Here is a 395-nt window from a genome sequence, read left to right as displayed (position 1 = left end):
GGATCGTCGCCAAACTCCGAGAACAATTCCAACTAACTAAGATTCTTGCCGCCATCAACTTTTCAAAATCCACCTTTATGTACTGGCAGAAAAAGTGGAGCGAAGAAGATAAAGACCAAGCTTTAAAAGATGAAATCCTTGCCATTCGGCGCGATCACAAAGACTACGGCTACCGTCGAATCCACTTAGAGCTGAAGAACCGGGATTGGTCCGTGAACAAAAAGAAAGTTCAACGGCTGGTTCAAGCTATGGGGCTTCAAGTCCGCGCCTATGGAAGAAAATACAAGAAGTATAACTCGTACAAAGGCGTCGTCGGCAAAATCAAGAAAAATCGAATCAATCGACGCTTCAATACCTCCATCCCTTACCAAAAAATTACCACCGACACCACAGAA

Annotated in this window: 1 protein-coding gene; it reads left to right on the top strand. The window is 44.3% G+C overall.

Annotation, left to right across the window (positions count from 1 at the left end; translation table 11 throughout):
- On the top strand, nucleotides 1-395 hold a 395-nt coding region (locus tag PEPTYR26121_RS08550), incomplete at both ends, for an IS3 family transposase (RefSeq protein ID WP_180501009.1).

This window comes from Aedoeadaptatus nemausensis, assembly GCF_903819165.1.
In the GTDB taxonomy this organism is placed as follows: domain Bacteria; phylum Bacillota; class Clostridia; order Tissierellales; family Peptoniphilaceae; genus Aedoeadaptatus; species Aedoeadaptatus nemausensis.
This window is presented reverse-complemented; position numbering and strand designations above follow the sequence as displayed.